We start from the raw sequence: 25,308 nt of genomic DNA, 5'->3' as shown, positions 1-25,308 counted from the left end.
TTAGATATAAAATACAAATGATAAAAAACTATTTTTCTTTTCTTTTTTTTCTTGGTGCATTGATTGTAAATGCACAAACTCCTACTCCGAATCAGTTGGAATCCTCTGATGAGCGTTTTCCTGTTTTTTCAAATTGTCAAAATTTACAGGGACAGGATTTGAAAAATTGCTTCTATAACGAAGTGCAACAATTCGTATATCATAATTTTAAAGTACCTGAAAAATTGCAACAGAATAATTACAAAGGACTGGTTAAAGTTCTTTTTGAAGTTGATGTTACAGGTACGTTTAAAGTATTGTATGTGAATTCCAATAATGAAGAACTTATTACTGAAACTAAGAGGGTTTTTGATGGTTTTCCTAAAATCGGTCCACCTACTTATGCAGGTAATCCAACTTATTCTAAGTTCAATATAAGTATTGATATTCCGTTATTATCTCCGGAAGAAATTGCTGCAACGCAATTGGCCAAAAAAGAAAATATAAATGTAAATGAAGGTTTGACGGAGTTAGACAGTATTGTTTATAAACGTTTTGATAATCCTCAATTTACAAGTCATTTAAATATTCCTTTTTCACATAGTTATTATGCCCAATTTGATAGTGAAATAAATCAGGTAGGAAGTAATAATCATACGGCTTCAAAACCTTATACATTTGCTGAGGTTGAAAAATATTATAATTTTCAAAAAGTCAATGCTGGTCTTATGAAAAACAAATCTGGTTGGTGGGGTCGAAAAGTATGGAATGAAAATTTAGCAGAAATCAAAGGGGAAGGATATTGGTTTGCTTTGAATTTCTTGTTTAATGTTCAAGGAGGAATTTCCAATCCAAGTAAGACAGATTATACTTTTGTCAACACAAGAGCACTCAATTTTAAAGGAGGTCTTGGGAATCATTTGAATTTTACAACCACTTTTTATGAAAGTCAAGGGCGTTTTGCTGATTACTATAATGCTTATGCGAACTCTATAAAACCATCAGGAGGTAATCCTGCTATTGTGCCGGGAATTGGTATTGCGAAATCGTATAATTCGGATGCTTATGATTTTCCTTTGGCTGATGCAAATATTTCCTATAACGCTGCAAAATTTTTAGACTTGCAATTGGGTTATGGTAAAAATTTTATTGGAGACGGTTACCGTTCTTTGTTTTTGAGCGATGGTGCTAGTCCGTATCCTTTTTTTAAGATTGATGCCAATTTTTGGAAAATTAAATACTCTGTAAATTATATGTGGCTAAAGGATGTTCGTCCGGATGTTACCGTTGATAAAACATATGCTTCCAAGTATATGGTAAATCATTATTTGAGTTGGAACGTTTCAAATAAATTGAATTTAGGTTTTTTTGAATCAGTTGTTTGGACGAACACAAATGGAAGAGGTTTTGACGCGAATTTTGTTAATCCTATTGTATTTTATAGAGCAGTAGAGTTTTCTTCTTCTTCCAGAAGTGGTAATGCTGTTTTGGGGTTGAGCTATAAATACAAATGGAATAATCAGGTGAATTTGTATGGACAATTTCTTATCGATGAGTTTTCTACTAGTGATATTGCTGCAGGGGATAATAGCTGGAAAAACAAATTGGGATATCAATTGGGTGTGAAATATTTTAATGCATTCCATGTAGATAATTTACAACTGCAATTGGAGTTTAACCATGTTCGACCTTATGTGTACTCGCATAGTGAACCGATTACAAATTATGGCCATAACAATCAAAGTTTAGGTCATCAATGGGGAGGAAATTCTCAGGAGTTGGTTTTGTTAGGATACTATCATAAAAATCGTTTTTATTCGAATGCAAAACTTACTTGGGGTACACGAGGTCTTGATTTTGATACTGTTGATAATAATTACAATTATGGGCAAAACATTTATAAAGACTATGATGAAAATAGACCGTATGATAAAGGGGTGAAAGTAGGGCAGGGAAATAAAACAAGTCTTTTTATTTCGGAAGTACAAGTGGGATATTTAGTTAATCCTGCTACAAATTTGAAATTTTTTGGTAATTTTTTATATCGTAATTTTGATCCTACTACTGATACGACAACCGTATTTAAGGAACAAACGACTTGGTTTACTGTTGGTTTTAGATCAGATGTGTTTAATTGGTATTTTGATTATTAATTGAGTTTATTTGGTAAATATTTTTGAAATAATTTAAAATTAGTAAAATGAAAAAAAGGATAGTGACTTTTTTTTTGGTGATTACCTGTTTAAGTTTGCAGGCCCAAAAAAGTAAAGACTTCTCGGTTTTGGCTTATTATACTGGCGATGAGAAGCAGATAAATGATTTTGAGATTGAAAAATTAACCCATATAATTTATAGTTTTTGTCATCTTAAAGACGGAAAATTAAATGTTGATAACAGTAGAGATTCTATTACCATTAAGCATTTGGTTTCATTAAAGAGTAAAAATCCTCAACTAAAAATAATGTTGTCTTTAGGAGGTTGGGGTGGTTGTGAAAAATGTTCAGATGCTTTTTCGACAGCTTCGGGAAGGGCAGTTTTTGCCAAATCTGTAAAAGAAGTTAATGACTATTTTAAAACCGATGGTTTGGATTTGGATTGGGAATATCCAGCTATTAAAGGTGTCCCAGACCATTTGTATCAACCAGCTGACAGGAAAAATTTCACGGAGTTGGTTAGAATACTAAGAGTTGAATTAGGAAATTCGAATGAATTAAGTTTTGCAGCAGGAGGATTTCAAAAATATTTAGACGAGTCTGTAGAGTGGGAATTAGTAATGCCGTTAGTGGATCGTGTAAATATTATGAGTTATGACTTAGTTAATGGATATTCGAAAGTCACGGGACATCATACGCCTCTTTATAGTACCAATAAGGATGAGGAATCTACAGATAGAGCGGTTGAATATTTGTTGAAATTAGGTATTCCATCGCATAAAATAGTAATTGGCTCGGCGTTTTATACACGAACATGGAAAGATGTAGAGAATGTTAACAATGGATTGTATCAGCCAGGAACACATACTGGAGGTGTGAGTTTTAATAATTTTAAAGACGGATTGAGTGAAGAAAAAGGGTGGAAATATTTTTGGGATAAAAAAGCAAATGCTCCATATTGGTATAATCAGAAAGAAAAAATGTTTGCAACAAGTGATGATATTCCTTCTGTAAAAGCTAAAACTTCTTATGTCATAAAAAAGAAATTAGGTGGTATTATGTTTTGGGAACTTGGCTTGGATTCCACTAGAAATGGTATGGTGAACGCTATTTATGAATTAAAAACTAAAAAGTAGTTTTTATTTGACACTGTCTAATTAGTGAGCTTTTTAATTCTATAGTAATACTGTTTTAAAATAATGGTTTTCTTTTAATGACCTAATTAAACAGTAAAAACCGACTAATGAAACAACTAATTTTTCAATTTTGATTTTCATAGACCGTTTTTGAATCTAATTTGTATATTTGCACCAGTTTTTAAAAAACACACCAATTTTATCTGCATTGAATACAACAACAAATCCCATTTCGATTAAATCCATTTATCTTGATTTTAAAGCAATTACAAAAGCTGGTTTAGCTATAAGTGTTGTTTTTTCGTCAATTGCGGGTTATGTTCTTGGTTTCGATTCTACCCATCCTTTTAGCTGGATGGTTTTGTTAAAACTAGCAATTGGAGGATATTGTATGGTTGGAGCTTCTAATGCCTACAATCAGGTAATAGAGAAAGATCTTGATGCTTTGATGGATCGTACAAAGAATCGTCCTGTTGCCTCTGGTAGAATGCCTCCAAGTTTGGCCTTAATCGTAGCAAGTTTACTTACTGTTTTGGGTGTGGCTTTGCTTTATACGATAAACCCAAAAACGGCCATGTTTGGTGCAATCTCAATTTTCTTATATACCAGCATTTATACACCACTTAAAACAGTCACTTCACTGTCAGTTTTTGTGGGCGCTTTTCCTGGGGCAATCCCTTTTATGTTAGGATGGGTTGCTGCTACTGGTGAGTTTGGTATTGAAGCAGGAACTTTGTTTTTGATTCAGTTTTTTTGGCAATTTCCTCATTTTTGGGCTATAGGTTGGTTTTTGTATGAAGATTATGAAAAAGCAGGTTTTTTTATGTTGCCAACAGGTAAGAAAGATAAAGGGACTTCTTTGCAAATTATATTGTATACTATCTGGTTGATGATTGCGTCTCTTTTGCCTGCACTAGGGTATACTGGACGTTTGTTTATTACTCCAGTTGCATCGATTTTAGTGTTATGTCTTGGACTTTGGATGTTGTTTTATGCGGTTCGTTTGTATCAAATGAAAACTGCAAAAGCAGCAAGGACGTTAATGTTGGTAAGTGTTTCTTATATAACGTTATTACAATTAGTGTATATTTTGGATAAATTTTTAAGATAATTATGGAAATGACAATGACAGCCGAAGATCATAAATTGAGAACGGCAAGATCTTATAAATTGATTTTATTGTTCGCTATGGTGAGCATGACAATGATGTTTGCAGGTCTAACAAGTGCTTATGTAGTAAGCCAATCCAGAGCCGACTGGCTAAAGAATTTTGAATTACCATCTGCTTTTTATTTTAGCACTATTGCTATTTTGGGATGTAGTGTTGCTTTTCATTTGGCAAAAAAAGCAATTCAAAAAGACAATCATAACAAGACAACTTTGTTGCTTTTAGCTACGTTAGCTTTGGGTATTTCATTTGTAGTGTTACAATTTGTAGGATTTGGGCAAATAGTTGAGAATGGTCATTATTTTACCGGAAATGCTAGTTCTATCACAACAACATTCTTGTATGTAATAGTAGTAGTTCATTTGATTCACCTTGCCGGAGGTATGATATCATTATTAATTATTATTTATAATCATTTTAAACAAAAATATAATTCAACCCAAACTCTTGGAATAGAACTAGGTGCAATGTATTGGCACTTTCTAGACTTCTTGTGGGTTTATTTATTTTTATTTTTATATTTCTTTAAATAAGAAAAAAACGTAAATTTGGAAACTTTTTAACGAATAACTTTTATGGAAGCGACAGTTACTACTGCAAATAGTGAAAAAACTTGGGGAGGCGGCAATGAGCCAATGGGAGCAAGTTATGGTAAATTAATGATGTGGTTTTTTATCGTATCAGATGCCTTAACGTTCTCTGGATTTTTAGCAGCTTACGGGTTTTCTAGATTTAAATTTATTGAAACATGGCCATTAGCCGATGAGGTGTTTACACACTTTCCATTTTTACACGGTGTATCTGCTCCGATGTATTATGTGGCGTTAATGACTTTTATCTTGATTTTTTCATCTGTAACAATGGTTTTGGCCGTTGATGCTGGTCATCAAATGAAAAAGGATAAAGTAGCCCTTTATATGTTTCTAACAATTATTGGAGGTTTAATCTTCGTTGGTTCTCAAGCTTGGGAATGGAAAAACTTTATCAAAGGAGAATATGGTGCTGTTGAGACAACAGGTGGTAGCTTGCTACAGTTTGTTGACAAAGAAGGTCATCGTGTTGCTTTGGCAGATTTTGCCACTACATTACCAGTAGAAAGAGAGCATTTATCAAGAGATAAAGCAAAATGGTTCATGAGTGAATCTGCTATTCCTACTTATACAGTGGCTGAAGTTCAAGCTGGATTTAAAGCTCATCCAGATGTTTTGATAAGAATTGAAACTTTAAATAAAGACAAAAAGAAAATTGTTCTTTCTAGAGAAGAATCTCTAGTGCGTTTGGAGCAAGCTAAAATAGTAATTGAAGGAGCAAATCTAACGCATAATGAATATGGAAGTAAGCTTTTCGCTGATTTCTTCTTCTTTATCACAGGTTTCCACGGATTTCACGTTTTCTCTGGTATTGTAATCAATGTCATTATCTTTTTTAATGTTCTTTTGGGAACTTACGAGAAAAGAGGAAGCTATGAAATGGTTGAGAAAGTGGGGTTGTACTGGCACTTTGTTGATTTAGTTTGGGTATTTGTTTTCACATTCTTCTATTTAGTTTAATTTTAGATCTATCATTATGTCACACGAACACGTTTCTAATACAAAAAGAATTTGGACAGTTTTTGGTCTATTGTCTTTAATCACAACTGTTGAGGTTGCTTTTGGTATCATCAGACCAGATGCATTATATATGCACAATTTTTTAACAATGAATTTGTTAAACTGGTTGTTTATCATATTAACATTAGTTAAAGCTTATTATATTGTATGGGCATTTATGCATATGGAAGGAGAAAAAAACTCATTGAAAAATGCAGTTGTTTGGCCTTTAATATTCCTAGTTTGCTATTTGCTTTTTATTCTATTGACTGAGGGAGATTATGTATTTGAGGTTTTTAAAAATTCTACCATTAAATGGAATTTTTAACAAGATATTAATTCAAAGAAAAAGGTATCCGTCTCGACGGATGCCTTTTTTTATTTTAATACACTAAATTTTATAAAGTCATAATGAAAAAAAATATTGTTCTTTTTGTATTGTTTATATTGCCTATAGTTGCTTATTTGTTTTTTGCATCTGGTGTTAATAGTTTTACAAAGTTGCCTGTTATAACTTCAAAGATTCCTGATCTTGGAGAATGGAAATCCTTAAATGGAGAAAAAGTAAGTTTGGATAATAAAATTACTATTCTTGGTTTCTCGGGAACTGAAATTCTTAAAAATAGAGGGAATTATTTCAACTTAAATGAAAAGATTTACCAACGTTATCATGACTTCAAAGACTTACAGTTTGTTGTTGTTTCGCCTTTGGGAACTGAAAAAGAGGTTAAGGTTGTAGTTGATGCTCTAGGTGCTTTTACGGATGTAAGTCAGTGGCATTTTGTGTTTGCAAATCCAGAAGAAATCAAATCTTATTTTGGTCAACTAAAATTAAAAGGAAGTTTGAATCCTGATTTTGGTACTCCTAACGTTTATATTGTAGACAAAGAAAGAAACTTGAGAGGAAGAAAAGAACAGAAAGAGTATAAAGAAGGTTACAATACTTTTCATCCGGCAGAATTAAGCAATGAAATGTTGGACGACTTCAAGATTATTCTTTATGAATACCGTGCTGCTTTAAAAAAGAATCATAACGCAACGAAACAATTATAACGATGCTTAAAAATAAATCATATATAGGAATTTCTTTTGTGATACTTGTTTTTGGAATATATGCTGTTCCAAAAATTGTAGACAGAATGCAGAATAATAGTGTAGTTCAAGGAAATCGTTTGGACAATGTAAGTGGTTCTAAAGTTATAGATGATAAGTTGGTTACAATTGGTGCTGTGCCAAAGTTTGAACTAACAAATCAAGACAATGTAAAGATTACTAATGATTTTTATAAAGGGAAAGTGTATGTTTTGGAGTTTTTCTTTGCAACATGTCCTTCTATTTGTCCAAAGATGAATGCTAATATGTTGACGCTTCAAAATGAATTTTTTGGCAATCCTAATTTTGGGATTGTTTCTATAACTATTGATCCGGTTCATGATACGCCAGCAGTTTTAAAAGAACATGCTAAAATATTAGGGGTAAAATCTTCCAATTGGAATTTTTTGACTGGAGACAAAGATTATATATACAATTTGTCCAACAAAGGATTTAATATCTATGTTGGTGAAAATAGTAAAGCATTAGGAGGTTTTGAACATTCAGGACTTTTTGCTTTAATTGATAAAAATGGAAATATCAGATGTAGAAAAGACGATTTCGGTAATCCAATTTTATATTATGATGGATTGGAAAAAAAAGGAATTAGAGATATTCAACAGGATATTCAAGCTTTGCTAAAGGAATAGTGTTGTAAGATGGCAGAATTTAGAAATTAGAATAAAGAAAATTTAGATTAAGAAAATAGAATGGAAAATAATACTGTAGAACAAAAATATAATAAATGGATTGTTTTATTGTCAATTGCAATTCCTCTTGCAGTGGCAGTTCTTTTTAAAGTAAAATTAAAAGATTTTGGATTTGATGTAGCGCCTCTATCGTTTTTACCACCTATTTATGCAACTGTAAATGGAATAACAGCAGTTTTGTTGGTTGCTGCGGTATTGGCTATTAAAAATGGCAATCGAAAGCGTCACGAGTTATTGATGAAATTGGCCATTGGGTGCTCGGTAGCTTTTTTGGTAATGTATGTGGCTTATCATATGACAGCCGATTCTACAAAATATGGTGGCGAGGGTATTATGAAGTATGTTTATTTCTTTATTCTGATTACCCACATCTTTTTGTCAATTGCGGTAATACCTTTGGTTTTGATAACTTATGTTCGTGCCTTGGCTGCTAAATTTGATAAACATAAAAAAATTGCGAAAATCACTTTTCCAATTTGGCTGTATGTTGCCGTAACTGGTGTGATTGTGTATTTAATGATTTCGCCTTATTATGTTTAGTATAATAAATAAAAAAGAGGGAATAGCAAAAAGGATAATGGGGTTAAGAACGTATTTCTATATTTTATGTTCTTTATTCTTTTCTCTGTCTTCTTATTCGCAATGTGCAATGTGTCGTGCAGCTTTGACTGGAGATGAAAATAAAGCACAGGCAGCTGGTGTAAATGATGGAATCGTTTATCTTATGGTGATACCTTATGTGCTTGTTGGGGCAATTGGATATTATATTTATCTAATGAAAAAGAAGAAACAGTAAGGTTAATATCAATTGCAAAATTCAATTGCAATCACAATAAAAAAGCAAGGTTCAAAAAATATTATTTTTTGAACCTTGCTTTTTTATTTATTGCCTACTGAAAACTAAAAACTGCTTTTTCTATTTAAGTCCGTCAATGGAGACGTTTATACTTCCATTTACTTTTATAAAAGCGATTATTGCTTGATTCGTCAGTTCGATTTTTTCAAACTGAATATCTTCCATTTTTCCATTTATGAAAACACCAGACATTGGTGAATAGTTTTTTAAGTAAACCGCCATGCTTTGTTTAGCTTCATCCAAATTTTGTTTGATTGAATAACGACAACTTTCTTCAATCTTTCTCAAAATAATCCCTTGAGCCAACCAGTTTGCTGTACGCATTAATCTGCTTTTAGTGTCTAATACATAGTCCAGTTTGTCAAAATAGATTTCTTTGGTTGTGTCGTTATATTGCGGAATCCCATTCAAATAAATAGTGCCGTTTACAGAGCCTATAAGATCTAACGCAATTACCAATTTTCCATCTTTGTGCCAAATAGCCACATTCTGCACTTTTACTTTTTTGCTTCCTGATCCAAATTCTTGCCCAACAAAATTGGTAGTCATTAATTTTGAAGCCTCTTGATAAGTGGAAACGGCAGCAATATTGGCAGCGATTTGTTCTGGAATTTTATCAACTGCTTTCAGTACAATTTTATTGGCTTCAAATTTTGATTCAGGCTTTTTTCCAATTGAAGTTTCCATATTGCACTTCATACCCATATTGAGTAAAAAGGAATCATTTTTTAGTTTGGCATTAGTTGAATAGACTTCTATTGGAACAATTCTGAGCCAGCTTTTATACGTTTCGCTCATTTCAAAAGGAGTACATATTTTGGATAGCGCCTCCATCACATTCGGTTTGAAATCCATGGAATCTTCGATAGCAGTATCAATACTTTTTTCAATTTTTGATTTGAAAAGACTTACGGCGGGATTGATAAGATAGGTTACAGGCATATTTTTTCCAAAAACAGTCATTGTTGGACTTTCAACCCAATCAAGTGATTTTAAAGTTGTTTTTGAGCTTAATCTCCAGTTGTTTAAACTTACGCTACTTAATAAAGTGACTACTCCGTTTAGATTAAATTCTTGAGTTTTATATAAATCGACACCCATGGTTTTTGTTCCAATTCTGTACTTTACCCAAACTTTTAAAGGTAAAACTGTTTTAATCTTTTCACCTTCTTTCCCGTGGTCATTGGTAATGGTAATTGGAGCTTGTTTCCAAACTTTAATTTGGATATTATCATCTTCGACATTGTTGTCTTCATAAACTAAACCATTCAACAAGGTGTTGGTTTGGTTTTCAATATCTTTTAGTTTAATGCTAACAGGGAGATTTATATAAGAAGGTGTATTTGTATAGGTCAGTGGTACTGCGTCGTCTGGTTCGGGTTTTAAAGCTTCTATTTTTTGAGAAGTTGAGGAACAACTTGTTATTATTAGTGATAATGTAGTTAAGGAGATAATTAGAATCGAAAGAGATTTTAGCATTTGTTTGGGGTTTTGAGTGCAAATTTAACAAATCAAATATATTTTTTGGTTATGAGTGTAACATTTTAGTTAGTGATAAGTCTTATGCAATGAGCTTTAACAATAAGAGAGCTGAAATGCTAATGATTGTATGCAAATTATATATGATCGATAAAATAAGTGTATAAATTAATTAGTAATTTTAGGCTCCATTTTTTTAAACGCTTTTTAGAAGACAATACAATTACTGTAAAATAAAAGAAATTATGATCGAAATTAAAGACTTACACAAATCATACAAAATGGGACATTCCGAATTGCATGTGCTCAAAGGAATTAATTTCAATATTAAAGAAGGGGAATTGGTTGCCATTATGGGCTCTTCGGGTTCTGGGAAATCTACTTTGCTGAATATCTTGGGAATTCTTGATGAAGCCGATTCAGGACTTTACACTTTGGATAATGTGCCAATTAAAAAATTAAACGAAACTATAGCTTCTAAATACAGAAATCAATTTCTTGGCTTTGTATTTCAATCTTTTAACTTGATTAATTACAAAAGTGCATTGGATAATGTGGCTTTACCATTGTATTATCAGGGCTTAAAAAGAAAAGAGCGCAATGAAATTGCAATGAAATATTTGGAGAAAGTAGGTTTGGCATCCCATTCACATCATTTGCCAAATGAACTTTCTGGAGGACAAAAACAACGTGTGGCTATCGCGAGAGCTTTGGCATCCAACCCAAAAGTATTATTGGCGGATGAGCCTACTGGAGCATTAGATACACTGACTTCTTATGAAGTAATGGAGTTGATTCAAGGGATTAATGATGAAGGTAAAACTATTTTGATAGTGACACACGAACCAGATATTGCCGCTATGTGCAAAAGAAATGTAGTCTTAAAAGACGGATTGATCATTGATGATAAAATGGTAGAACAAGTAAGAGCTTCTTCTTATGTTTAATATAGAACGTTGGCAGGAAATATTTGAGGCAATTGCCAAAAATAAACTGAGAACCTTTCTCACAGGAGTCTCCGTGGCTTCTGGTATCTTTATTTTGGTGATTCTTCTTGGAGTTGGAAAAGGTTTGCAAAACGGAATCGAAAAATCATTTGAACGTGATGCTGTTGGAATTATAGAGGTTTGGTCCGGGGTAACTACAAAAGCCTACAAAGGGATGAATCCAGGAAGACAAATCCAATTTAGAAATAGTGATTACGATGTTGCTGTCCAAAAATACGAAGAGAAATTTGATAAATATGGATCGAGTAGCAATGCTTGGGGCATCAACATCAGTTATGGGAAAGAATCTGGGAATTATCAATATAGAGGTGTTAATCCCGATTATCAGGCTTTTGAAAATGCTACGATGGTTCAAGGCCGGTTCATAAATACAAGTGACCTCGTTAATAGTGAAAAAGTGGCGGTAATGGGGATGAAATTAAAGTTGGACTTGTTTAAAGACAAAAATCCTATTGGAGAACAAATTGTCGTGAACAATATTAATTTCAAGGTTGTAGGTGTTTTTAAAGACCCAGGAGGAGATAGAGAGGAATCTAGAGTGTTCTTGCCTATATCTACAGTACAGAAGGTTTTTGGGGGAGGAGATAAAATCAACGGGATGTCTTTTACCCTTAAGAAAAAAGATACTTATGAAGAAGTTTTGGCTGAAGCGGCAAATTTCACTTCTGGTTTAGGGCAGTTGCTGAGAGGTAAAAACGGAGTGGCTCCCGATGATGAAAGTGCTATCGGGATTTATAATTCAACTGTTGAAGTCAAAAAATTTTATGATTTGAACCTATATATCCGATTGTTTTTTTGGTGGGTTGGAATCTGTACCATTATTGCCGGTGTTGTTGGGGTAAGTAATATCATGATGATTATTGTAAAAGAAAGAACCAAAGAAATTGGGATTCGAAAAGCGCTTGGAGCTTCTCCTGTTTCAATTATTATAATGATTTTGCATGAGTCTATATTTATTACCACTATTTCAGGCTTTCTTGGATTGTTAACTGGATTGGCACTCTTGGAGTTAGTTGGTCCCCATGCACAAAGTGAATATTTTGTGAATCCTCAAGTCGATTTTACGGTAGCAATATCAACCTTAATTGTTTTGGTAGTTGCAGGTGCTTTGGCTGGATTTGTTCCAGCATATCGTGCAGCTAAAATTAGACCTATTGTAGCACTTAGAGACGAATAATTATGTTTGATAGAGAAAAATGGAATGAAATTTTAGAGGCGCTGACCGCCAATACCTTCCGAACGCTGCTTACAGCTTTTGGGGTATTTTGGGGAATATTTATTTTGGTGATTTTATTAGCCGCTTCTAAAGGTTTGGAAAATGGCATCAGAAGTGGATTTGATGGTATTGCAACCAACACAATGTTTATGTGGACGCAAGGTACTTCAAAGCCCTATAAAGGCTTGCCTAAAATAAGAGATTATAGTTTTAGAAATAGTGATGTAGATGCTTTAAAACAAAAATTCCCTGACTTGTTATATGTCTCTCCTCGTAACCGATTGGGAGATTTTAATGGATTGAGCAATGTAGTCAGAGGAACAAAAACCGGTGCTTATACCATCAATGGAGATTATCCTGAATTGGTTAAGCAAGAACAAATGGATATTGTTAAGGGGCGTTTTGTAAATCATCAGGATATATTGGCAAGACGTAAAGTGGTCGTGATTGGTAGTGGTGTAATCAGTGAACTGTACACCAATGCGGAAGGAGTAGTAGGTACTTACATTAAAATTAACGGTATTAATTTTATGGTGGTCGGGGTTTACAAAAAGAAAGGTAATAATGGAGGAAATGCTGAAGAGGCACAAAAAGATATTTACATCCCTTTCACTACTTTTCAACAAGCCTTTAATTTTGGGGATAAGGTAGGTTGGATGGCCTTAACTGCAAACGATGATGCATCAATTACTGAGCTTAAACCAGGTATTCTAGCGTTTATGCGAGAGCGACATACTATTCATCCAGATGACGAAAGAGCTGTCGGTAATTTTGACTTGTTTGCCGAATTTCAAAAAGTGCAAGACTTGTTTAATGTTCTTACATTCATCGCTTATTTTGTTGGGACTTTAGTATTGTTATCTGGAATTATTGGAATTTCGAATATTATGCTAATCGTTGTAAAAGAACGAACTAATGAAATAGGAATCCGAAGAGCATTGGGAGCAACACCAGGAGCTATTCGATCTCAAATATTATTAGAAGCAATTTTTCTAACTATAATAGCAGGTATGTTTGGTATTGCCGTAGCAACAGGATTACTGGCTATACTAAATATGATTTTGGCATCAATGCCTTCAGAAGGGATGATGTTTATTAATCCAAGTGTTGATTTAATGGTTGTCTTTATAGCCTTACTAATTTTAGTGGGTTCAGGATTATTGGCTGGATTTATTCCAGCACAAACAGCCATAAATGTGAAACCAGTAGATGCCTTAAGAGCAGAATAAAAATTCAATCAAAAAACAATAATAATCGAATAAAATTTATAAAATGAAAAAAGGAGTAACCATAACCGTATTGATTTTAATAGCAGTAGTTTTTTTTGGAGCTTTATATTATTTGTATGCAAAAAATCAACAATCGCCTATTGTTTTTGAAACAGATAAAGTGGAAGTGAAAACAATTGTAAAAAGCACTCTTGCAACTGGGAATATTGTTCCCGATGAAGAAGTATTGATTAAACCTAATATCTCGGGTATTATAGAAGAGGTGTATATCAAAGCTGGGGAACCGGTAAAGGCTGGAGACTTGATAGCCAAAATAAAAGTGGTTGCCAATGTCTCTAATTTGAGTAATTCTCAAAATCAAGTAAAAACTGCTAAAATTGAATTGGACAATCAACAGAAAATGTATCAAAGACAAAAAACTTTGTTTGACAAAGGAGTGATTTCTGCCAATGATTTTGACGCAGCACAATTGGCCTATAATCAAGCCAAGCAAAATTATGCTGCTTCCATGCAAGGATTTGATATCGTAAAAACAGGAACAACTTCTAGTTTAGGGAACTATGCGAATACTTTGATTCGCTCGACTGTAAATGGAATGGTACTGGATGTTCCTGTAAAAGTGGGTAACCAAGTAATTGAAAGTAATAATTTTAATGAAGGAACTACTATTGCAAGTGTTGCCGATATCGGAAAAATGATATTCGTAGGTAAAGTGGATGAATCTGAAGTAGGTAAAATTAAGATAAACATGCCTATCGAAATTACTGTTGGAGCCATTGAAAATAAAAAATTCACTGCTGTTTTGACAGATATTGCCCCAAAGGGGAAAACTGAAAACGGAGCGATTCAATTTGAAATTAAAGCAACATTAACCAATAGAGATAATACTTTCATCAGAGCTGGTTTGAGTGCCAATGCTTCTATCATTTTGGAAAAAGCTGATAAAGTTAATTCGTTGAAAGAGTCGTTGATTCAGTTTGACAAAAAAACAACAAAACCGTATGTAGAGATTGAAACGGGTCCGCAAAAGTTTCAAAGAAAAGACATAACATTGGGTGTTAGTGACGGAATTTATGTAGAAGTGAAAAGCGGTATTAAGGCTACAGATAAAATAAAAGTTTGGAACCAAGGTTTGATAACTGAGGAACCAAAACAAAAATAATCGCTGAGTAAGGTTTTTGATAAATAAATTAAGTTAAATATATGCAGTTTTTTGCTGTGTCTTTATTCTAATACAAATGAAAAAAATAAATTATATAAGTGTCGCTTTTGTCTTCCTAATTGGATTAGCATCCCAAGCACAAACCAAAGCATGGACTTTGGAAGAGTGTGTGAGATATGCCGTAAAAAATAATATCTCTATAAAGAATACTGAACTGGATACACTTTCTGCTACTATTGATAAGAGGGGTGCTCTTGGGAATTTTTTGCCAAGTGCAAATTTAAATGCAAGTCATTCTTGGAATATTGGTTTGAACCAAGATATTACAACAGGACTTTTGAGAAATCAGACTACTCAACAAACGGGTGTTGGAGCCAATGTTGGTGTAGATATATATAAAGGATTGCGAAATCAGAATACAATGCGAAGAGCTAAGCTTTCGATTGTGGCTTCCAAATACCAATTGGTGAAAATGCAGGAAGACATTGCTTTGAATGTTGCCAATGCTTTTTTGCAAGTGCTTTTTAATAAAGAAAATCTAAAAGTACAAAAGGAGCAATTGGCGATTAATGAAAAGCAATACAATCGTTCTGAAGAATTAGTCAAAGCGGGTTCTATTCCCCGTGGTGATTTATTGGATGTAAAAGCGACTGTGGCTACCAATAAACAAAATGTTATTAATGCTGAGAATAACTTGTTGATTTCTAAACTGAGTCTGGCTCAATTATTACAATTGAAAGAGTTTTGGGATTTTGATGTAGTTGATGATACCAATATTAATGACGAGAATAATATTATGTCGATAAAACCGATAGATATTTATGCCAAAGCAAAAGAAAGCAGAACAGAGCTGAAAATTGCTCAAACGAATTTAGAAATAGCTGAGAAAGATGTTGCAATTGCAAAAGGTGGCTATCAGCCAACTTTAACCGCTTTTTATGGTTTTAATTCAAGGGTTTCTTATGCTGATGTTATTGCTTTTAATGACGCAGGGCAACCAATTGGGACTAAGTCTGCAGATTCTTTTGGTACACAATTGAATGATAACAAAGGTCAAAATTTTGGATTGCAATTGAATGTTCCTATATTTAACGGATGGTCTGTTAGAAACAATGTAGATCGTTCTAAAGTAACTTTAGAAAAATCTAAAATTGCATTAGAAAAAGAAGATTTAGATTTGCAAAGAAACGTTTATACTGCTTTTACAGATGCAAAAGGAGCTATGAATGCTCATGAATCTTCTATTGTTGCTCTTGAAGCAAGAGAAGGGGCTTACAATTATGCTAAAGAAAAATATGCAGTGGGCTTGATGAATTCTTTCGATTTTAATCAATCACAAACTTTATTGACGAATGCACAATCTGAAGTAATAAGAACCAAATACGATTATATTTTCAAAATAAAAATATTAGAATTTTACTTTGGAATTCCAATTGACCAAATCATGAAACAATAATACTATGTCTAAAAAAACAATTTACATTATAATAGGAGCTGCAGTAGTAATTATTGGAGCATTAATAGGATTTTCAAAAGCGGGAGTTATTGGTAATAAAGATAAAGGCAAAGAAGTGGAAATTGCCAATGTTGAAACTGGAACAATTGTAGAAACTGTTTCGGCAACTGGTAAAATTCAACCAGAAATTGAGGTAAAAATTGCTTCTATGGTTTCTGGAGAGATTATAGATTTGCCAATCAAAGAAGGACAGGTGGTAAAAAAAGGAGATTTATTGGTAAAGATAAATCCCGATTTATATACTTCTGGTTTAAATAGAACAGTAGCCAATTTGTCTGGAACAAAAGCGGGTTTGAGTCAGTCTGATGCTTCTTTTAATGAGGCAAAAGCCAGTTATGAAAGAAATAAAACCTTGTTTGAAAAGGGGATTATATCGAAATCAGATTGGGATAAATCAGTAGCGTCTTTTGAAGTGGCAAAAGCCAATAAACAATCGGCTTATTATAATGTTCAAAGCGCATCTGCTTCTGTAAATGAAGCTAAAGATAACTTAGGAAGAACGGTGATTTATGCCCCAGCTGATGGAACCATATCAGTTTTAAACGTAGAACTTGGTGAAAGAGTTTTGGGGACGCAACAAATGGCAGGTACCGAACTTTTAAGAGTAGCCAACTTAAACAATATGGAAGTTGAAGTTGATGTTAACGAAAATGACATTGTAAAAATAAAAGTAGGAGATTTGGCTAATGTTGAAGTAGATGCCTATTTGAAAAAACAATTCAAAGGAGTTGTAACCAGTATTTCCAATTCGGCTAGTACAGCTTTGACGGCAGATCAGGTTACTAACTTTAAAGTAAAAGTTAGAATTTTGAAAGATTCATATCAAGATTTAGTGGTAGGAAAGCCAGCTTCTTATTCTCCATTTAGACCAGGAATGACTGCTACGGTTGATATCATTACCACGACAAAAATTAATGTGGTTCATGTTCCTATCAGTTCAGTTGTTGTGAAGTCTGATACGACTGCAGTAAAAGTGGGTAAAATGGATGGTCCAGAAGAAGGTGATAAAAATGCAGCTCCGAAAAGTGATAAAAAACTAGAATGTGTTTTTGTGAAAGTAGGTGATAAAGCCAAAATACGAATCATAAAAACTGGAATCCAAGATGATACTAACATTGAAGTGTTGTCTGGTTTGAAAAAGGGTGATGTAGTTATTACAGGACCTTACACTACGGTTTCTAAAGATCTAAACTCTGGCGATAAAGTATTTATTCAAACAGAAGAGGACAAGAAGAAATAGTTGTTGTTTTCATATAAAAATAAGCACGCCTTGAATTTTCAGGGCGTGTTTTTTTATGGGTATTCGCAACAAATTACCACCGATAGTTATCTGATTATATTGTTGAATTATACTTTTTTATAACTGAATGATGTATTTAGATAGTTGAACTATTCATTCAGATAGTTAAATGATACTTTTAGATAGTTTAACTATTTATTCAGATAGTTAAATGATGTTTTTAGATAGTTGAACTATTCATTTAGATAGTTAAATGATACTTTTAGATAGTTAAATGATGCTTTTAGATAGTTAAATGATATTTTTAGATAGTTGAATGATGCATTTAGATAGTTAAACTATTCATTTAGATAGTTGAATATACTTTTATTTACATAGGAGTTTAATGAACTTCGTTTGTAACGGAAAACGGGATATTGTTGCCAAAAAAAACAAATCTTTCTGCTCCAAATTATTAATAACTCACCATTTTTAAATAAGGATTTGTCAAAAATCGGTGTAAATTTGCAACCGTATCAAATATTTGATGTCTTTGGATTTATAAATCTAAAATCGGCAGTCTATAATCTAAAATCTAAAAAAGTGTCCTATATCCTCAACATTGAAACCGCTACCAAAAATTGTTCTGTTGCTTTGGCAAAAGAAGGAAAAACAATATTGTACAAAGAAATAGCTGAAGAGGGCTATTCTCATGCAGAGCGTTTACACGTTTTTATTGAAGAAATCATCAGTGAGGCTGGAATAGGTATGAAAGATTTGGAAGCAGTTGCAGTAAGTCAGGGACCAGGATCTTATACAGGCTTGCGTATTGGGGTTTCAGCGGCCAAAGGATTGTGTTATGCTTTGAATATTCCACTAATTGCTATAGATACTTTGCAGGCGTTAGCTTCAAAGGTTTCTGTCACAGATGGCTTAATTGTACCTATGATTGATGCTCGCAGAATGGAAGTGTACTGCGCCATTTTTTCTGCATCTTTAGTGAAAAAACGAGAAGTTTTAGCCGAAATTATCACCGAAAGTTCTTTTGAAGATATTCAAGAGAAGGTTTATTTTGTTGGAGATTGTAATGAGAAATGCAAAAGCTTTTTGACAAAAGATAATTTTGTGTTTTTGGATGATATTAAATATCCATCGGCCAATGAAATGAGTGCTTTGAGTTTTGATAAATACAAAAAAAGCGACACTGTTGATGTCGCCTATTTTGAACCTTATTATTTGAAAGACTTTTTAATTACTACTTCTAAAAAATAGTCAGTCTTTTTACTATTACTGTTTATTGTCTTTAGAAAACTCAGTTATATACGGTTGAAAAGTAATTTTTTCAGCATCAAAGGCCAATTTGCAGTTTTCTAAAGTATCTGAAACTACAGTTCCAAAATCTTCGTTTTTTGCCCAAGGCCTTACAGCAAGCTGTATGGCGTTGTCTGTTAAGTTTTTAACTGATACTTCTGCAGCAGGTGAAGTTAATACCTTTGGATTGTTTGCCAGGACGGTAGTGATGATTTCTTTTGCTTTCTTAAGGTCAGTTCCGTAAGATATGGAAAAGGTCAAATCTGCTCTTCTAGATCCTTGCATCGAATAGTTGATAATTGTACCATTGGATAAAGCCCCATTTGGAACAAAAATGGTTTGATTATTAGAGGTAATTAACTTGGTTACAAAAATTTGGATTTCCTGAACCGTTGCCAAAATTCCTTGTGCTTCTATAGTATCTCCCACTTTAAAAGGTTTGAAAAGAATAATTAGCATTCCTCCAGCAAAATTGGACAATGAGCCTTGTAAAGATAAACCAACGGCAAGCCCCATTGCTCCCAGAATAGCAACAAATGAAGAGGTTCCTATTCCAAGTTTGTCGATGAAAGTTACGAATAATAATACTCTCAAAACCCAAAGTAAAATGTCAGCTAGAAACTTGGTTAGTGTAGGGTCCAAATCTCTTTTGACCATTATTCTTCGAATAACTCTGTTGATTATTCGGATGGCGTAGAGTCCGACAAATAAAATTATAATGGCAGAAAGAACCTGAGGTGAATAATCTATAATCTTTGTTATAAAAGTATTGGCGTAATTGGCAATGTAATTTGGGTCTAGGTTCATATTTTAATTCATAAAAGGAACCTTCATCGAGAAGGTTGTAAGTTGAATTGCAAAAATACGATTTAATATTTTTTATAAAAAGCTATTTCGATTCTTCTTCTGTTTTATTAGGATCTTCAAGGTTTTTAGAATCTGAAGTATTTGTTTTTTCTTTTAGGTTATTTATAGCTTCTGTACCTTTTGCTTTAGCATCTTCGATTATTGATTCTGCTTTTTCAATATATGGTGCTGCTGTTTCTTTTGCTTTAGCGACTGTATCTTCTACAAATACTTCTGCCTTTTCAATATAGGGCTCTGCCTTTATTTTAGTATCTTCAATAATGACTTCTGCGTGTTCGGCAATTTCATTTGCTGTTTCTTTTACGGTATTAAATAAGTTCTTGAAAAATGATGATAATTCCATGGTTTTTATTTTTAGTTAAGGAATCAAAAGTAACCATTTTTTTATGACTTTTAAATTAAATAAAATGTAAAAGATTGAAAATCAGATAATTTGTATTGTTCTTAATTTGTTTTTTGAGCATAAAAAAAGCGTTCCATTTCTGAAACGCTTTTGAATAAAATTATAGATTTTTTAAACGGCTTCCACTTTAATTCCTTCGTCACTTAACATACTTTTTAGCATGTTTTCGATACCGCTTTTTAAGGTGAAAGTAGAAGATGGACACCCATTACAAGCACCTTGCATAATTACTTTGACAGTTTTGGAAGTTTCGTCATACGAATCAAAAAGAATGTTACCTCCGTCTGCAGCTACAGCTGGTTTTACATATTCTTCCAAAATGTTGATGATTTTTTGAGACGTTTCGTCAAGTGAATCAAATGATTCGTCTTTAGTTTTTTCGTCTTTAACAATGTTTTGAATTAAATTCTCGTCAAGAACAGTTCCCCCGTTTTCAATAAATTGCTTGATGAAAGTTCTCAATTCCATCGTGATATCTTGCCATTCATTGATGTCATATTTAGTAACCGAAATATAATTTTCATCAATAAAAATTTCTTTTACATAAGGGAATTTAAATAATTCTGTTGCCAATGGGGAAGGAGCACTTTGGTCTATGTTTTTGAATTCAATAGCGTTTTTTGTGATCATTTTATTGACAACAAATTTTAGTGCAGCTGGATTTGGAGTAGATTCTCCATAAACTGTAATCGGCTGTTTTTTGGTTTTGTTCTCATCAATAGTGATTATAACTCCGCCTTTATCGACATAAGCTTCAATTTGCTCCGCTACCGCTTCTTTTACATCATCCCATTCAACAATGCTAAATCTTTCGACAGCAATAAAATTACCGGAGATATAGACCGTTTTTACAAATGGTAAATAGAAAAGTTGTTGAGCTAGAGGCGAGGATTTGGCTTCGTCTATATTTTTGAATTCGTAACTTTCATTTTGAGTGATGAAATCTGGGAATTCAAATTTTATAATGGTCGGGTTTTGTGTTTCTTTTATCGTTATTTTAGTCATGATTTGTCGATTTTATGCAAATTTACTAAAGTTATTTTCTACGAATAACTATATTTGGTATTTTAATGAATAAATTAACAAATAGTTTTTTGCTCGAATAAATTTCATAAAATAACCCCCTCATGAGTTTTAAAATAAAGTCATTAATTGCGTTTTTTTTCATAAGCTCCTTTGCGTTTTCACAAGAAGGAATTCCTGTTTATTCGGACTATTTATCGGATAATTATTATTTGATTTTTCCATCTATGGCAGGTGCCGCCAATTGTTCTAAACTTAGGCTTACCGTTAGAGGGCAATGGTTTGATCAAACGGATGCACCAGCGCTTCAAACCTTAAGTTACAATGGTCGAGTAGGAGAAAAGTCAGGAGTAGGAGCAATTGTTTTTAATGATGTTAATGGATATCATTCTCAATTTGGTTTCAAAGCTACTTACGCCCATCATATTATGTTTTCAAGAGATGAAGTTGATTTGAATCAGTTGTCATTTGGTGTAAATGTTGGAGTTAACCAAAGTCAATTGGATGTAAGTGAATTTACAGATACTGGAGGTGATTTAGCCATTGAAAATGATGTCAATCATGCCTCTTATTTTAATTTGGATATTGGTGCCTCCTATAACTTTTTTGATTTTAGTTTGAACGCTGTGGTTAAGAATGTTTTGGAAACTAGGCGGGAACTTTATAGTGCAGAATTCGAAAGCGATAACCTGCGAAAATACATTGTCAGTGGTGGTTATATTTTTGGTAATGCCGATAAGATTTTGTTGGAGCCTTCTCTTTTATATCAATATGTAGATGAAACGAAAGAGAGCTCATTAGATATGAACTTGAAAGCCTATAAAAACTTAGAAATGGGACAATTGTGGGGAGGTTTGTCGTACCGAAAAAGTTTTGATGGCGCCGAATTTTCAAGCGGAGGTGGTACAAACAGCCAAAAGCTACAATATATTACGCCTGTTTTAGGATTTAATTATAAAAAAATTATGTTTGCCTATACCTATACATATTTATTGGGTGATATTCAATATGAAAATGGAGGTTTTCATCAAATTACTTTAGGGTACAACTTTGCATGTAAACCTGTAAAATACGAATGTAATTGTCCAGCAGTTAATTAATAATAAAAAAGAAGAATATGATAATAAAGGCTGTAAACGGAAAATCGCCTGTTATTCCAGATGATTGTTATGTAGCCGAAAATGCTACCATTGTTGGTGATGTTACCTTTGGTTCACAGTGTAGTGTTTGGTTCAATGCTGTAATTCGTGGAGATGTTCATTTTATAACAATTGGAAATAAAGTAAACATTCAAGATGGAGCGATTGTGCATTGTACTTATCAAAAACATCCAACTATTATTGGGAACAATGTTTCCATAGGACATAATGCGATTGTTCATGGATGTACGATTCATGACAATGTATTAATTGGGATGGGAGCGATTGTTATGGATAATTGCGTGATTGGAAGCAATTCGATTATTGGAGCGGGAGCAGTGATTATACAAAATACAATAGTAGAACCCGGTACTATTTGGGCAGGTGTTCCTGCCAAAAAAGTAAAAGATATTGACCAGTCTAATTTTGCTGGAGAAATAGAACGTATTTCCAATAATTACGTGATGTATTCGAGTTGGTTTAAAGAGGAATAATATTTGAAATTTGGATACTAAAAATGGGTTTGATTTTAAAATCAAACCCATTTTTAATTTGTAGATTTTGGTGAGGGAATATTTTCGCGTTGATTGGGAATAGTTTAAAAATCCTTCTCTTCAACTTGGTATTTATTTTCTAAAATTTCGCTTAAAACCTTTGAATTAGTGTTTGTATAGAAAATTGGAGTGTTGTTTTTGGCAGTTGAGAAACCAACAGTGTCTCTAAGTACGTTTTGGGTTTGTTTAGCAACAGCTTCTCCAGAATCAATGATCTGAATGTGCTCCGGAAGAATCTTTTTTATTTGCGGTATTAAATAAGGATAGTGGCTGCAGCCCAATACTAGATAGTCGATATTGGCATTAATCATTGGTGTGAGATAGGAATAAAGTAATTGAGTCATTTCAAGAGAATTGATTTGGCCGTCTTCAATCAATTGAACCAGTCCATGGCCAATTTGCTCGATGATTTTGATGTCTTGGTATTTCTCAGTAGTCTTGTTGAAAAGTTCACTGTTTAAAGTCCCTTTTGTGGCTAAGATTCCTATTGTTTGAGTTTTGGAATGTGTTGCTGCAGGTTTTATGGCAGGTTCTATACCAATAAACGGAATAGTATATTTGGCTCTTAATTCCTGAATGGCATTGGTTGTTGCAGTATTACAAGCTACCACAATTATTTTGCATCCCATTTCAATCAATAAATCGGTGTTTTTCATGCTCAAAGCAATGATCTCAGCTTTTGATTTTTGTCCATAAGGAGCATTCTTGCTGTCGGCTAGGTATATTGTTTGCTCATTTGGTAGTAAATCATGAATGGCTTTCCAGATGGAGGTTCCTCCAATTCCAGAGTCAAAAACACCAATTGGTCTATCGTTTGTCATGTTGCAAATTTAAAAGCTGTAATTTAAATATACTAAATTTTTTGTAAAAAAAAACTGCTCAACCAATATTTTGGAAGAGCAGTTTGTAATTGATTTATTTTAGATTAAAAACCTAAATCTTTTTTTACGTCAACAGTGATGTTTGTTCCATCAGCAAGTAAAAGTGTAGATCCGTCAAGTACATATTGGAAACCTTTAGCTTTACCAACTTTTTGGATAGAAGCTCTTACTTTTTCCATGATTGGTTTAACGATTTCTTCTTGTTTTGTTTGTAATTCTTTTTGAGCATTGTCTCTAAAGTCAACAATTCTTTTTTGCATATCTTGAACTTCTTTAGAACGTTCTTGGTTTACGGCTTCAGTTACTGTTGCAGATTCAGCTTCGTACTTTTTTAATTTTGCTTGATATTCTTCAACCATTTTTTTGTAGTCTGCATCATAAGTACCACTCAATTTCTCTAATTGTTTTTGAGCATCAAGCATTGCAGGTAATTTAGACATGATTTCGTTTACATCAACGTGAGCTACTTTAGTTTGAGCATTTGAAATTTGAGTTGCACCTAAAAATAGTATCGCAGCAATTAGTAAAGTTTTGAATTGTTTCATTGTTTTAAAATATTTAATAATTAGAATTTGTTTAGTTTTTATTTTACTTCATTAGCCTTTTTCAAAGCTTCTTTCTCTTGAATTTCTTTTAATCTTTTTTCTTCAGCTGCTTTTTTGGTAGCTTCTCTTTCTTCAAGTATTTTTTTTCTTTTTTCTTCTAGAGCTTTTTTACGCTCTTCTTGTATGCTCGGCTTAACTTCTTCGGTTGTTGGCTTTGCAGTAGTTGTGTTTTCTGTTGTATTTGGGGTGAAAGTGTTTGCTCCTTCAGTTTTAGCTGGTGCAACAACTGTGCCATTTTTTTTGGCTTCTCTTTCAGCTAACAATTTTTTTCTTTTTTCTTCGTATTGTTTTTTAGTTTCTTCTTGAGCCGCTTTTTTGTCGGCAACTAATTTTTCCCTAGCTGCTTTTTTATCTAATAATGCTTTTTCTCTTTCGGCTAGAACAGGATTTTCGTCTAATTCGTCTTCTCTGTTTTCTTTAGCCTCTTCTTCTTTTTGCTGTTTTTTGGTTAATTGTTCTCTTTTTTCTGTTCGATTTAATACCCGAATCACTTGATCACTAATATCAAATCTTTTTGCTGCAAAAAGAATAGTTAAATGTGAAGATTTGTCAAATATAAAGTCATACTTTTTGGCTTCAGCTATATCTTGAACAGCTGTGAAAACTTGATCTTGAATAGGCTTAACTAATCCAGCTTTTTGTATTATTAAATCGCCATTTGGACCAAATCTTTTTTGCTGGTAATCTAATTTTTCAGATTCAAGAAATTTTATCTCCGTTTCTCTTTCTTCAATTAATTCGGCTGTCAATAATGGCTTTTCTGCTTTTAAAGCTTCTGTCAGTTTGTTAATTTCTAATTTTTTGGTTTCAATTTCTTGTTTCCATTTCTGTGCTTTTTGTTCTAATTGAGCTTTAGCTTCAATATAGTCTGGTACATTTTGTAATATGTATTCCATATCAATGTACCCTACTTTATTTCCTTTAGTTTGAGCTTTTACTGTCGTTACAACAATAAGGGATAAAATTATAAATAAAAATTCTTTTCTCATAATTTTTAATTTTAGAAATTTTAAC

26 protein-coding genes are annotated in these 25,308 nt (G+C 33.0%); 19 read left to right on the top strand and 7 right to left on the bottom strand.

The genetic code is table 11. From position 1 onward, the window contains the following. The first annotated feature begins 17 nt into the window (after positions 1 to 17). From J2W95_RS04125 to J2W95_RS04080, 10 genes are all read left to right on the top strand, one after another. A complete protein-coding gene (locus J2W95_RS04125; protein ID WP_310004223.1) occupies positions 18 to 2,132 on the top strand; it encodes a gliding motility protein RemB in 2,115 nt (704 codons plus the stop codon). 47 nt (positions 2,133 to 2,179) lie between these two features. Further along, positions 2,180 to 3,268 carry a glycoside hydrolase family 18 protein gene (locus J2W95_RS04120; RefSeq protein WP_310004222.1) on the top strand — a complete coding sequence of 363 codons (1,089 nt, stop codon included), beginning with the start codon at positions 2,180 to 2,182 and terminating at the stop codon, positions 3,266 to 3,268. A gap of 196 nt (positions 3,269 to 3,464) precedes the next feature. After that, positions 3,465 to 4,379, top strand: coding sequence for a heme o synthase (gene cyoE, locus J2W95_RS04115; RefSeq protein WP_409025115.1), 915 nt, complete (start codon positions 3,465 to 3,467; stop codon positions 4,377 to 4,379). Positions 4,380 to 4,381: 2 nt separating this feature from the next. After that, positions 4,382 to 4,969: a cytochrome c oxidase subunit 3 gene (locus J2W95_RS04110; protein ID WP_310004219.1), complete on the top strand. Its 588-nt coding sequence runs from the start codon at positions 4,382 to 4,384 to the stop codon at positions 4,967 to 4,969. Positions 4,970 to 5,011: 42 nt separating this feature from the next. Further along, positions 5,012 to 5,986 carry a cytochrome c oxidase subunit 3 gene (locus tag J2W95_RS04105; protein WP_310004216.1) on the top strand — a complete coding sequence of 325 codons (975 nt, stop codon included), beginning with the start codon at positions 5,012 to 5,014 and terminating at the stop codon, positions 5,984 to 5,986. Between the two features lie 16 nt (positions 5,987 to 6,002). Then, positions 6,003 to 6,353 carry a cytochrome C oxidase subunit IV family protein gene (locus J2W95_RS04100; protein WP_310004213.1) on the top strand — a complete coding sequence of 117 codons (351 nt, stop codon included), beginning with the start codon at positions 6,003 to 6,005 and terminating at the stop codon, positions 6,351 to 6,353. A gap of 83 nt (positions 6,354 to 6,436) precedes the next feature. After that, positions 6,437 to 7,078, top strand: a complete 642-nt coding sequence (locus J2W95_RS04095; RefSeq protein ID WP_310004212.1) for a hypothetical protein — start codon at positions 6,437 to 6,439, stop codon at positions 7,076 to 7,078. A gap of 2 nt (positions 7,079 to 7,080) precedes the next feature. Further along, entirely contained in the window at positions 7,081 to 7,767 is a 687-nt protein-coding gene (locus J2W95_RS04090) for an SCO family protein (protein WP_310004210.1), read from the top strand. Positions 7,768 to 7,827: 60 nt separating this feature from the next. Continuing rightward, complete coding sequence (locus J2W95_RS04085) at positions 7,828 to 8,367, top strand: DUF420 domain-containing protein (protein WP_310004208.1); 540 nt, start codon at positions 7,828 to 7,830, stop codon at positions 8,365 to 8,367. A 37-nt stretch (positions 8,368 to 8,404) separates the two neighbouring features. Next, positions 8,405 to 8,623, top strand: coding sequence for a hypothetical protein (locus tag J2W95_RS04080; RefSeq protein WP_310004206.1), 219 nt, complete (start codon positions 8,405 to 8,407; stop codon positions 8,621 to 8,623). Between the two features lie 120 nt (positions 8,624 to 8,743). Here the strand turns inward: J2W95_RS04080 and J2W95_RS04075 are convergent, their stop codons facing one another. After that, positions 8,744 to 10,162, bottom strand: a complete 1,419-nt coding sequence (locus J2W95_RS04075) for a DUF4403 family protein (RefSeq protein WP_310004205.1) — start codon at positions 10,160 to 10,162, stop codon at positions 8,744 to 8,746. 245 nt (positions 10,163 to 10,407) lie between these two features. Between J2W95_RS04075 and J2W95_RS04070 the strand changes: the two genes are divergently transcribed. The 7 genes from J2W95_RS04070 (at position 10,408) to tsaB (ending at position 18,783) form a co-directional block, all read left to right on the top strand. Next, positions 10,408 to 11,109, top strand: a complete 702-nt coding sequence (locus J2W95_RS04070; RefSeq protein WP_310004203.1) for an ABC transporter ATP-binding protein — start codon at positions 10,408 to 10,410, stop codon at positions 11,107 to 11,109. Continuing rightward, a complete protein-coding gene (locus J2W95_RS04065; protein ID WP_310004201.1) occupies positions 11,102 to 12,346 on the top strand; it encodes an ABC transporter permease in 1,245 nt (414 codons plus the stop codon). The genes J2W95_RS04070 and J2W95_RS04065 overlap by 8 nt, the downstream gene beginning before the upstream one ends. Positions 12,347 to 12,348: 2 nt before the next feature. Beyond that, positions 12,349 to 13,614, top strand: a complete 1,266-nt coding sequence (locus J2W95_RS04060; RefSeq protein ID WP_310004199.1) for an ABC transporter permease — start codon at positions 12,349 to 12,351, stop codon at positions 13,612 to 13,614. Between the two features lie 43 nt (positions 13,615 to 13,657). Further along, positions 13,658 to 14,776: an efflux RND transporter periplasmic adaptor subunit gene (locus tag J2W95_RS04055; RefSeq protein ID WP_310004197.1), complete on the top strand. Its 1,119-nt coding sequence runs from the start codon at positions 13,658 to 13,660 to the stop codon at positions 14,774 to 14,776. A 76-nt stretch (positions 14,777 to 14,852) separates the two neighbouring features. After that, on the top strand, positions 14,853 to 16,232 hold the full coding sequence (locus tag J2W95_RS04050; RefSeq protein ID WP_310004195.1) for a TolC family protein: 1,380 nt from the start codon (positions 14,853 to 14,855) through the stop codon (positions 16,230 to 16,232). Between the two features lie 4 nt (positions 16,233 to 16,236). Next, complete coding sequence (locus J2W95_RS04045) at positions 16,237 to 17,532, top strand: efflux RND transporter periplasmic adaptor subunit (RefSeq protein ID WP_310004193.1); 1,296 nt, start codon at positions 16,237 to 16,239, stop codon at positions 17,530 to 17,532. Positions 17,533 to 18,114: 582 nt separating this feature from the next. Next, complete coding sequence (tsaB, locus tag J2W95_RS04040; protein ID WP_310004270.1) at positions 18,115 to 18,783, top strand: tRNA (adenosine(37)-N6)-threonylcarbamoyltransferase complex dimerization subunit type 1 TsaB; 669 nt, start codon at positions 18,115 to 18,117, stop codon at positions 18,781 to 18,783. A gap of 15 nt (positions 18,784 to 18,798) precedes the next feature. On the opposite strand, the gene J2W95_RS04035 is transcribed toward tsaB, so the two are convergent. The 3 genes from J2W95_RS04035 to J2W95_RS04025 form a co-directional block, all read right to left on the bottom strand. After that, positions 18,799 to 19,629: a mechanosensitive ion channel family protein gene (locus J2W95_RS04035; protein WP_310004191.1), complete on the bottom strand. Its 831-nt coding sequence runs from the start codon at positions 19,627 to 19,629 to the stop codon at positions 18,799 to 18,801. 82 nt (positions 19,630 to 19,711) lie between these two features. Continuing rightward, positions 19,712 to 20,032, bottom strand: coding sequence for a YtxH domain-containing protein (locus J2W95_RS04030; RefSeq protein ID WP_310004189.1), 321 nt, complete (start codon positions 20,030 to 20,032; stop codon positions 19,712 to 19,714). Positions 20,033 to 20,203: 171 nt separating this feature from the next. Further along, positions 20,204 to 21,097 carry a NifU family protein gene (locus J2W95_RS04025; protein WP_310004187.1) on the bottom strand — a complete coding sequence of 298 codons (894 nt, stop codon included), beginning with the start codon at positions 21,095 to 21,097 and terminating at the stop codon, positions 20,204 to 20,206. Positions 21,098 to 21,219: 122 nt separating this feature from the next. Between J2W95_RS04025 and J2W95_RS04020 the strand changes: the two genes are divergently transcribed. Beyond that, complete coding sequence (locus J2W95_RS04020) at positions 21,220 to 22,215, top strand: PorP/SprF family type IX secretion system membrane protein (RefSeq protein WP_310004185.1); 996 nt, start codon at positions 21,220 to 21,222, stop codon at positions 22,213 to 22,215. Between the two features lie 17 nt (positions 22,216 to 22,232). Next, positions 22,233 to 22,748, top strand: coding sequence for a gamma carbonic anhydrase family protein (locus tag J2W95_RS04015; protein WP_310004183.1), 516 nt, complete (start codon positions 22,233 to 22,235; stop codon positions 22,746 to 22,748). A 104-nt stretch (positions 22,749 to 22,852) separates the two neighbouring features. On the opposite strand, the gene murI is transcribed toward J2W95_RS04015, so the two are convergent. The 3 genes from murI to J2W95_RS04000 form a co-directional block, all read right to left on the bottom strand. Continuing rightward, complete coding sequence (murI, locus tag J2W95_RS04010; RefSeq protein ID WP_310004181.1) at positions 22,853 to 23,629, bottom strand: glutamate racemase; 777 nt, start codon at positions 23,627 to 23,629, stop codon at positions 22,853 to 22,855. A gap of 104 nt (positions 23,630 to 23,733) precedes the next feature. Beyond that, positions 23,734 to 24,234: an OmpH/Skp family outer membrane protein gene (locus tag J2W95_RS04005; RefSeq protein WP_310004179.1), complete on the bottom strand. Its 501-nt coding sequence runs from the start codon at positions 24,232 to 24,234 to the stop codon at positions 23,734 to 23,736. Positions 24,235 to 24,272: 38 nt separating this feature from the next. Next, entirely contained in the window at positions 24,273 to 25,283 is a 1,011-nt protein-coding gene (locus tag J2W95_RS04000; RefSeq protein WP_310004176.1) for an OmpH/Skp family outer membrane protein, read from the bottom strand. Positions 25,284 to 25,308 lie beyond the last annotated feature (25 nt).

It is taken from the genome of Flavobacterium granuli (assembly GCF_031456055.1).
Lineage (GTDB): Bacteria > Bacteroidota > Bacteroidia > Flavobacteriales > Flavobacteriaceae > Flavobacterium > Flavobacterium granuli_A.
Note: the sequence above shows the minus strand (reverse complement) of the source record. Positions and strands in the feature narration are given on the sequence as shown.

What these genes read in the sequence shown, in the direction of transcription:
- J2W95_RS04090 (WP_310004210.1), top strand. Translation starts at nt 7,081, where the DNA reads ATGCTTAAAAATAAATCATATATAGGAATTTCTTTTGTGATACTTGTT.
- J2W95_RS04085 (WP_310004208.1), top strand. Translation starts at nt 7,828, where the DNA reads ATGGAAAATAATACTGTAGAACAAAAATATAATAAATGGATTGTTTTA.
- J2W95_RS04005 (WP_310004179.1), bottom strand. Translation starts at nt 24,234, where the DNA reads ATGAAACAATTCAAAACTTTACTAATTGCTGCGATACTATTTTTAGGT.
- J2W95_RS04095 (WP_310004212.1), top strand. Translation starts at nt 6,437, where the DNA reads ATGAAAAAAAATATTGTTCTTTTTGTATTGTTTATATTGCCTATAGTT.
- J2W95_RS04000 (WP_310004176.1), bottom strand. Translation starts at nt 25,283, where the DNA reads ATGAGAAAAGAATTTTTATTTATAATTTTATCCCTTATTGTTGTAACG.
- J2W95_RS04055 (WP_310004197.1), top strand. Translation starts at nt 13,658, where the DNA reads ATGAAAAAAGGAGTAACCATAACCGTATTGATTTTAATAGCAGTAGTT.
- J2W95_RS04110 (WP_310004219.1), top strand. Translation starts at nt 4,382, where the DNA reads ATGGAAATGACAATGACAGCCGAAGATCATAAATTGAGAACGGCAAGA.
- J2W95_RS04075 (WP_310004205.1), bottom strand. Translation starts at nt 10,162, where the DNA reads ATGCTAAAATCTCTTTCGATTCTAATTATCTCCTTAACTACATTATCA.
- J2W95_RS04105 (WP_310004216.1), top strand. Translation starts at nt 5,012, where the DNA reads ATGGAAGCGACAGTTACTACTGCAAATAGTGAAAAAACTTGGGGAGGC.
- murI (WP_310004181.1), bottom strand. Translation starts at nt 23,629, where the DNA reads ATGACAAACGATAGACCAATTGGTGTTTTTGACTCTGGAATTGGAGGA.
- J2W95_RS04120 (WP_310004222.1), top strand. Translation starts at nt 2,180, where the DNA reads ATGAAAAAAAGGATAGTGACTTTTTTTTTGGTGATTACCTGTTTAAGT.
- J2W95_RS04035 (WP_310004191.1), bottom strand. Translation starts at nt 19,629, where the DNA reads ATGAACCTAGACCCAAATTACATTGCCAATTACGCCAATACTTTTATA.
- J2W95_RS04070 (WP_310004203.1), top strand. Translation starts at nt 10,408, where the DNA reads ATGATCGAAATTAAAGACTTACACAAATCATACAAAATGGGACATTCC.
- J2W95_RS04125 (WP_310004223.1), top strand. Translation starts at nt 18, where the DNA reads ATGATAAAAAACTATTTTTCTTTTCTTTTTTTTCTTGGTGCATTGATT.
- J2W95_RS04030 (WP_310004189.1), bottom strand. Translation starts at nt 20,032, where the DNA reads ATGGAATTATCATCATTTTTCAAGAACTTATTTAATACCGTAAAAGAA.
- J2W95_RS04100 (WP_310004213.1), top strand. Translation starts at nt 6,003, where the DNA reads ATGTCACACGAACACGTTTCTAATACAAAAAGAATTTGGACAGTTTTT.
- J2W95_RS04060 (WP_310004199.1), top strand. Translation starts at nt 12,349, where the DNA reads ATGTTTGATAGAGAAAAATGGAATGAAATTTTAGAGGCGCTGACCGCC.
- J2W95_RS04025 (WP_310004187.1), bottom strand. Translation starts at nt 21,097, where the DNA reads ATGACTAAAATAACGATAAAAGAAACACAAAACCCGACCATTATAAAA.
- J2W95_RS04080 (WP_310004206.1), top strand. Translation starts at nt 8,405, where the DNA reads ATGGGGTTAAGAACGTATTTCTATATTTTATGTTCTTTATTCTTTTCT.
- J2W95_RS04050 (WP_310004195.1), top strand. Translation starts at nt 14,853, where the DNA reads ATGAAAAAAATAAATTATATAAGTGTCGCTTTTGTCTTCCTAATTGGA.
- J2W95_RS04045 (WP_310004193.1), top strand. Translation starts at nt 16,237, where the DNA reads ATGTCTAAAAAAACAATTTACATTATAATAGGAGCTGCAGTAGTAATT.
- J2W95_RS04015 (WP_310004183.1), top strand. Translation starts at nt 22,233, where the DNA reads ATGATAATAAAGGCTGTAAACGGAAAATCGCCTGTTATTCCAGATGAT.
- J2W95_RS04065 (WP_310004201.1), top strand. Translation starts at nt 11,102, where the DNA reads ATGTTTAATATAGAACGTTGGCAGGAAATATTTGAGGCAATTGCCAAA.
- J2W95_RS04020 (WP_310004185.1), top strand. Translation starts at nt 21,220, where the DNA reads ATGAGTTTTAAAATAAAGTCATTAATTGCGTTTTTTTTCATAAGCTCC.